The organism is Terriglobia bacterium, assembly GCA_036496425.1.
GTDB lineage: Bacteria > Acidobacteriota > Terriglobia > 20CM-2-55-15 > 20CM-2-55-15 > 20CM-2-55-15.
Window position 1 is genome coordinate 1 of the sequence record DASXLG010000283.1, and the last position, 6,786, is coordinate 6,786.

Below are 6,786 nucleotides of genomic sequence, written 5' to 3' on the forward strand. Positions count from 1 at the left end.
ATTGACGGTCCACGCTATCAAGTATCGACGCTGGGAATCGTCTGGGGTGCGCAACCTCCGAACCCATCGGCACCCGACAATCCGCTTGCGAGTACTGTCGTTCGATCCGTGGAAGACGCCCGTGCCGCTGTCCGAACGCAGATCGAGCACGGCGCAGACTGGATCAAATTGTTTCCGACGGGCGCCTATTCGTTCAGCCCGGCCGGTGAAGCGCAGTACCAGTTGACGTATCCCAAGCCCGTCCTGCAGGCGCTCATCGATGAAACGCACCGGCTCGGACATAAGGCCGGCTGCCACGTCTTCGGTGGAGAAGGCCTGCAGAACGCGATCGACGCCGGATGCGACACCATCGAACATGCTTACGGTCTGAGCCAGGCGCAAGCCAGGACGATGGTGCAAAAGGGCCTCTATTACGACCCGACGTTCGCCCGCTACACGATCCCTTTAATGGATGACAACGACGCCCGCAGCACCGGCGGAAAGTTCCGGATGATTCCCATCTTCGAAAAGGCCGTCACGATGGCGGCCGCCACGCCCGGCCTGAAAATGCTGGTGGGCAGCGGCGTCGACGGCGATACGTTCCCTCACGGAACACAAGCCATCGAGTTCGAATTGCTCGTGAAACACGCCGGCATGACGCCGGTGAAAGTCCTGCAAGCCGCAACGCTCAACAACGCCGAAGTCCTCGGATGGCAGAAGGACATCGGTTCCGTTGAAAAAGGAAAGTTCGCGGATCTGATCGCGGTCTCCGGCGATCCCCTCTCGGATATTACCGAGCTTCAACGTGTGAAGTTTGTGATGAAAGCCGGTAAAGTGGTGCGCTGGGAATGACCTGCAATGCACAAGGCAAGGCTCGAAGCATTCAGCGACGGAGTGATCGCCATTCTGATCACGATCATGGTGCTGGAACTGAAAGTACCTCAGGGATCCGAGTGGAGTGCTCTTCGTCCGGTCATTCCCACCCTGTTCTCCTATGTGCTCAGCTTCATCTTTCTGGGCATCTATTGGAATAACCACCACCATATGCTCCACACGCTGGAGCGCGTGAACGGCAAGATCTTGTGGGCCAATCTGCATCTCTTGTTCTGGCTTTCTCTCGTGGCGTACGTGACGGACTGGAGCGGACAAAGCCATTTTTCCCCGCTGCCCACGGCAATGTATGGGACCGTGCTGCTCATGTCGGGACTGGCATACCGCATTCTTCAAGCGAGCATCATTCAATCTCAGGGGCCTGACTCGAAGCTCGCGTCAGCAGTAGGCAATGACGTCAAGGGCAAGATATCGCTTGTCTTCTATGCCGTCGCGATCCCGCTGGCGCTGCTCTCGCATTCCTGGATTTCGGCGGGATTGTATGTTGTTGTCGCTTTGATGTGGCTGGTGCCCGACCGGCGGATCGAAGCGCGATTCTGAGAGGCTATATTTGTTAACATGGCGGACGTGTGGCAGCCGAACAAGGCGCAGTGGCGGGTGATCTGGATTGTCGCGACGGTGTTGATTCTGAGCTGGCCGGCCGATAGAGGCCGAAGCCTGGCAACGAAGGTAGCGAACTGGCTGGCAGATCCCGCGGATTCGCTGCCTGCGTTGCCGGCGCAACTCCCGATCGGTCTCGACGATAACGGCGACGCCGTGGCCGCCCACGATGCCGAGGAAGCCACGTATTACCGTGCATACACCAACTCCCGCATGACGCAGCTTCGGATGAAACTTAAAACCGCATCGGATCCGTTCGATCCTTCGACCGAGCGCCAGATTCTGGCAGGCATTGGAATCCTGGGCGCGCTTGCCGTCTGGCGGCTGAACGGATTGTAGACGCGGCCATAGACCGCGCCTACAGCATCAGCGCGATGATGCCGCCTGCTTCTTTTCCGGATGCATCACAACGTGCTGCACCCGCCAGTTCTGCGCTTCTCCGACGTACAGCTCGTTTTCGCTGACGCAGTGGATCTCGTGCGCCCAATAGAACTGGCCCTGCTTTTTCCCGATGGTTCCGAACCAGCCCAGCATTTTCCCGTCGAGATCATCCTTGTAGATCTTGCCGCCGGCGTCGGCGCTATAAAGGAACTGCTGTCCCTGCGCGTTCGGCGGCGAAATACAGATCGCCCACGGCGCGCGGACATTACTGATGATGCGGACGGGATTGAGATCCGGGTCGAACACCTGGATTCTCGAATTGCCGCGATCGCCGACGTAGATGTTGCCCTTCGCATCCGACGCGATCGTATGCGGAGTGTTGAACTGTCCTGCGGCAGGGCCGCGCGATCCGATCGACTTCACGTAATCGCCGTCCTTCGTGAATTTCGCAACGCGTGAATTATCGTAACCGTCGGACACGAAAATGTTGCCGTCGTTGTCCCAGGTAACATCGGTCGGCCGCGCAAAAGTGGCGCCGCGGCCGGCGCCCGCTCCGACAGCTGAGTTCGCCGCTGCGTCGGTATGGCGAGCCTCTTCGAGGAAACGCTCGAGATAATCGATCGACTCGTCCTTGCGGCCGAGCACCATCGTGACGAGGCCTTGCGGGTTGAACTTCATCACCATGTTCGAGCCCTCATCGACCACCCAGACGTTGTCGTTCTTATCCACCTTGACCGCATGCGCGAACGAGAAGCCGTACGCGTTCTGTCCCCATTCCTTCACGTACTTGCCGGTCTGGTCGAATTCGAAGAGCTCCGCCGCCTGCCCGCCACGCGCCGGACCGTTATTGCCGCTGCGCGTATAGACGAACAGATGTTTCTTCGAGTTCAGCGCAACGCCTTCGGTTTCACCAATCGTATGGCCTGCCGGATCGAGCGGAAGAACAGTGGCATCGTAAGCGATTTGGGGCACGCTCTGCTCGAGCTGATTCTGTGCGGCTGCCGTGGCCTGTTGTTCGGGGTTGCCCCGTCCCCGTTGAGCATATGCAACGCCGACCAGTAGCATGATCAGCAGGACGATGACATAGCGTTTCACGGTTAACCTCCTCATTGCGGGAAAAAAGCCTTCGCGTCGATCGGTTGATTATGGAGAACCTGCTTGACCGTATACGTCCACGAGCCGACAAAACCGCCGCCCGGCATGTCGATCGAAAAATCCATCTTGTACGTATACGGCAACGTCAAGCCGTCGACATCTTTGAAGTCACTGTAGTTTTCGTTGATGGTATAGAGCGTGGTCTCCGCCGAATCTGTAATTTTCTGGTTCGCGCGGGCGGAAACGACCTCCACCTTCATCTGGGAGCGGACATGACGGAACGTCTCCGCGTCGAAATCGAAATACGCCGTCAGATTGCTTCCATTTTGAGGCACATATTTCAATTCGTACACCAGCTTGCCATCGACCTTCTTCGGCCCGCTGACTTCCATTCTCGATTTCTTTCCCTCCGGAGTCTCCAGAGCCCAGGAGGTGGAGAGCACGCCGAATAAGAGACCGTGTGTTATGGCGTCGTCGTAATGGAAAAGAAAATTGCCCAGGGGAGAACGCTTGCCGGGACTGATCTGGCCTACCGTCGTTCTTTTCCCGTCGAAAGCAAGCAGCTCACCGGGATAGTCCAGCGAAGGATATTTGAACAAAGCTCGCAGGGACGTGCCCTGAGAAACAATGTTTGCGTCACCATCCATGCTGGCGTGGCCGCCGACCGTGAACTCCACGTGGGTTGTGCCGGCTGTGACGCGGCTTTTGATGGCTTGCAGCTTATCGGCAGGGCCAATCGATGCGAGATGTTTGGCAATCAGCTGCTCGGGCTTCAGCTTTTCGTCCTTCACGCGAGGGGCCGGAAGCAAAGACGCGGCCAAAAGAAGGATGATCCAATTCATGCCACAGAGATTATTCACAAAACGTCAAAGCTCAAAGCAGAAAGAAGAATTCAGAATTTGCCGGCGACGTATCCGCGCCTGGCGCGGACGGAGTACCCATATCGCGTCCGGACTTGAATGTCGTGGTATTTGCCGTCGTCCGGATGCGTGGGATAGTACCCGAGTGTGTATTGACTGCGGAGCTCCGCTGCAATCTGGAAGAGAATACGGTCAAACTCGCTGTTCTTTCCCCCAAGCATGTTCTCCGAGACGGCGTAGGCCCGGCCTCCGCTGTCGGAAGCAAAAGTCCGCAGAACGTTCATGTCGACCGAATCTCGCGACCGCGGGCCGCCGCCGATGCCACGGCCCGGGCGGACACCAGCCTCGCCATCGGAGGAAATCCCGAGCGAATATACGAGCAGTTCCGATTCGCGCACCGTTTGCCTGGCCTGGGCAAAGGTGGAGTCGCTGGAGGTGTCCTGACCGTCCGTTATCAGAAGGATGGCGCGTTTCGTGTTCGCGCCGCGTTTGACCTTTCGTATTCCGTCCTGCAACGCATCGTAAAGAGCCGTCCCGCCGCCCGAGTCTGCGCGCTTCAACGCCTTTCTGAGTTTGTTGCGATCGCTGGTGAAGTCCTGGAGGAGATAGCTTTCGGTATCGAAACCCATCAGGAAGATATCGTCATCGGGATGGATGGTTCGAATGAAGCGGTCGATCGCGTCGGTGGCCGTGTCGAGTTTGGCGTTCATGCTGCCGCTGGTGTCCAGCACGAGACCGACGCTGACAGGCGTGTCCTGATTATGATCGAAATGCGAGAGCGTCTGGCGGCGGCCGTCTTCCTGAAGAACGAAATCGGATTGTTTCAGACCGTCGACGTAGCGCCCGGAAGTATCGATCACGGTGGCATAAATATTGACCAGGCGGACGTCCACTTTTAACGGAGTCGCCTCGTCCGGCCGCTCCGATTGAGTCGCAAGCAGAAGGACGCTCGTCAGGGCGAACGCAATCGCAGCGCTTAAGTACTTCATAAGGGGTCCTGCTAATTATAGCCAGTTCCAGCAGACGCCACACCATATTGACCTTCCGCAAAGTCTCAGTCCACTTTACTCATGAGTAAAGTGGACTATAATCTGTAGCGCAGGAGTGCATTAATGCCCTACACCGTGGATTTCGAGACCGTCTCGACGGCCGGTCTGCAGTCGTCGCCGGTCGCGGCGGCGCTCGCTGGTCTGCGGGCGCACGAGGCCCGCTACTTCAAGAACAAGTATGACCACGTCTTCAGCGTGGAGCCTGCGAGCAACGCCAAGGCGACCATCGATTGGGTCCACCGGATCCTCAAGGAAGAGCGCGACATCGTCATCCGATCCCGCCCTCTCGAGGCTACGGCGTTCCAGGTTGAGAACATCCGAATCGCCTACGTCTTCTACGAGAGCGGTCTGTCGATCAACGTGATGTACACCGTCGACTCCCCCGCGAAGCGGGCGGTCGGGTTCAAGCTCTCCGAAGGGATGGAGATTCCCGCAGAGCTCGCCGAGCGGTTCAAGTTCGCGAGGCAGAAATCGAAACTGGCCGGAACCATCCGCGGTTCCTACTTCGTCATCAAGAACGAGTACTGACCCCGTCGTTCTCCCTGTGAAGATCGTACAGATCGCGTTAATTAGAAATAAAACCCGATTCCGCCCGAAGCTTCGATCTGGTGGAACAGGCCGCCCGGATTGGGCCGCACCAGGAAGACCCGCGCATTCGGGCGGGTGGCTTGGTACTCGCCGATACTCCCTCTAACGACCAGCCCGCGAATCCGATAGCGGAGGCCAAAGCTATTGGATGTCAGCCGGGAAGTTAGTGCGCCGCTACCGGACCTGGAGCCGGAATTCGCCGCCAGGAACATTATCGGCTGGGTATCGTGTTGACGAAGATAGGGCTGAAAGCCGGACAGCAGACCGCAAGATTCACCCTCGATGGGGTATCGGAGTAGGATTGCCGTAACCGGCAGTCCGCTTAGCGGCCTTGCGATTCCATTTTCGCTGGTTCCAAAATTTCGGCACCAGTAGGCATATGTCAAACCCGGAACCGCCTGCGCAAACGTTTGACCGCCCCAGCACAACGTAAGCGCCGTTACAACCAGAAGCCTTCGCATAACCCCGATCGTTCAGGGTGCAATTTACCGGCCGTGCCGAAAGAGTAGCCAACCTGCCTCTGTTTACTTGCCGACCGCCCTGTAGCTTTTCCACACCCACTCAAAAGCTTCGGGCATAGTCTGAAGTTGCACGCGCTGATCGACGTGGCCCGCTGCCTCGGCGAAAACGAACTGATAAGGATATCCTTTGGCCTTCAACACGGATGCCATCCGGTTATTGGCAATCACCCAGTTGCGCATCTGGTCCGCGGGAGAGGCCGCTCCGAGGTCGTTCTCACTGACGTGCAGCCAGATCCGCAGCGGCTTGCGCTCGGAATTCGCCATGAACGTCTGGTGGAAGTCCCAGGCGCCGTTCGGCGCCGTGGCGTTGCGCTGGAGTGCGACGAAGGTCCCCGAATAGCTGACGACGCGGTGATACAGGTTCGGGTTCAGCCACGCCATGGTGAGCGCGGCAGCGGCGCCCGAGCTCATGCCGAACGTTGCGCGAGACTCGGGATCCGCTGTGAACGCCACCTGGTAATCCTTCGTGATACGGGGCAGCACTTCAGTCTCGACAAAATTCGTGTAACGATCTGAAACCGTGTCGTATTCGATCGACCGCTGGGCGCCGGGCCCTGGCGCGATCAACACGGCGACGATCGGCGGAATCCGCTTCTCATGGATCAGGTTATCCAGCATCGGCGGCATGAAAGCTTTATCCGTCACCGGATTCCCCTCAGCGCTGATGTATGTCTGTCCGTCCTGCACGACGATGAACGGCGCCGGCGTGTTCGGTACATAACTGGCGGGAATGTAGACAGCGACCTGACGTTGGAAAGTCTGATGCTGCGGCGGCTCGGCCGGCGCGCCACCGTCACCGCGTGCTCCTCTAGCGCCGCCCGC

Annotated in this window: 9 protein-coding genes; 4 read left to right on the forward strand and 5 right to left on the reverse strand. The window is 58.3% G+C overall.

Annotated features, from left to right (window positions below; genetic code table 11):
- From VGK48_20595 to VGK48_20605, 3 genes are all read left to right on the forward strand, one after another.
- Nucleotides 1–831 (forward strand): amidohydrolase family protein (locus VGK48_20595; protein ID HEY2383581.1); only part of this gene is annotated, 831 nt, incomplete at its 5' end.
- A gap of 6 nt (nucleotides 832–837) precedes the next feature.
- Nucleotides 838–1,410 (forward strand): TMEM175 family protein, encoded by a 573-nt coding sequence (locus VGK48_20600; protein HEY2383582.1) that lies wholly within the window; start codon nucleotides 838–840, stop codon nucleotides 1,408–1,410.
- 18 nt (nucleotides 1,411–1,428) lie between these two features.
- On the forward strand, nucleotides 1,429–1,809 hold the full coding sequence (locus VGK48_20605; GenBank protein HEY2383583.1) for a hypothetical protein: 381 nt from the start codon (nucleotides 1,429–1,431) through the stop codon (nucleotides 1,807–1,809).
- 27 nt (nucleotides 1,810–1,836) lie between these two features.
- On the opposite strand, the gene VGK48_20610 is transcribed toward VGK48_20605, so the two are convergent.
- From VGK48_20610 to VGK48_20620, 3 genes are read right to left on the reverse strand one after another with little or no spacing between them, the layout of a single operon-like run.
- Nucleotides 1,837–2,946 (reverse strand): peptidyl-alpha-hydroxyglycine alpha-amidating lyase family protein, encoded by a 1,110-nt coding sequence (locus tag VGK48_20610; GenBank protein HEY2383584.1) that lies wholly within the window; start codon nucleotides 2,944–2,946, stop codon nucleotides 1,837–1,839.
- Nucleotides 2,947–2,957: 11 nt separating this feature from the next.
- Nucleotides 2,958–3,788: a hypothetical protein gene (locus VGK48_20615; protein HEY2383585.1), complete on the reverse strand. Its 831-nt coding sequence runs from the start codon at nucleotides 3,786–3,788 to the stop codon at nucleotides 2,958–2,960.
- 50 nt (nucleotides 3,789–3,838) lie between these two features.
- Entirely contained in the window at nucleotides 3,839–4,795 is a 957-nt protein-coding gene (locus tag VGK48_20620; GenBank protein ID HEY2383586.1) for a VWA domain-containing protein, read from the reverse strand.
- Between the two features lie 123 nt (nucleotides 4,796–4,918).
- Here VGK48_20620 and VGK48_20625 point away from each other — a divergent pair, with 123 nt between their 5' ends.
- Nucleotides 4,919–5,383: a phage tail protein gene (locus VGK48_20625; protein ID HEY2383587.1), complete on the forward strand. Its 465-nt coding sequence runs from the start codon at nucleotides 4,919–4,921 to the stop codon at nucleotides 5,381–5,383.
- Between the two features lie 41 nt (nucleotides 5,384–5,424).
- Here VGK48_20625 and VGK48_20630 read toward each other — a convergent pair whose 3' ends face one another.
- Complete coding sequence (locus VGK48_20630) at nucleotides 5,425–5,904, reverse strand: hypothetical protein (GenBank protein ID HEY2383588.1); 480 nt, start codon at nucleotides 5,902–5,904, stop codon at nucleotides 5,425–5,427.
- 63 nt (nucleotides 5,905–5,967) lie between these two features.
- Nucleotides 5,968–6,786: alpha/beta hydrolase-fold protein (locus VGK48_20635; protein ID HEY2383589.1), on the reverse strand; the 819-nt coding region annotated here is incomplete at its 5' end.

Excerpts from the sequence above, each read along its gene's own strand:
- VGK48_20600 (HEY2383582.1), top strand. The coding sequence starts at position 838 with ATGCACAAGGCAAGGCTCGAAGCATTCAGCGACGGAGTGATCGCCATT.
- VGK48_20605 (HEY2383583.1), top strand. The coding sequence starts at position 1,429 with ATGGCGGACGTGTGGCAGCCGAACAAGGCGCAGTGGCGGGTGATCTGG.
- VGK48_20615 (HEY2383585.1), bottom strand. The coding sequence starts at position 3,788 with ATGAATTGGATCATCCTTCTTTTGGCCGCGTCTTTGCTTCCGGCCCCT.
- VGK48_20620 (HEY2383586.1), bottom strand. The coding sequence starts at position 4,795 with ATGAAGTACTTAAGCGCTGCGATTGCGTTCGCCCTGACGAGCGTCCTT.
- VGK48_20625 (HEY2383587.1), top strand. The coding sequence starts at position 4,919 with ATGCCCTACACCGTGGATTTCGAGACCGTCTCGACGGCCGGTCTGCAG.
- VGK48_20630 (HEY2383588.1), bottom strand. The coding sequence starts at position 5,904 with ATGCGAAGGCTTCTGGTTGTAACGGCGCTTACGTTGTGCTGGGGCGGT.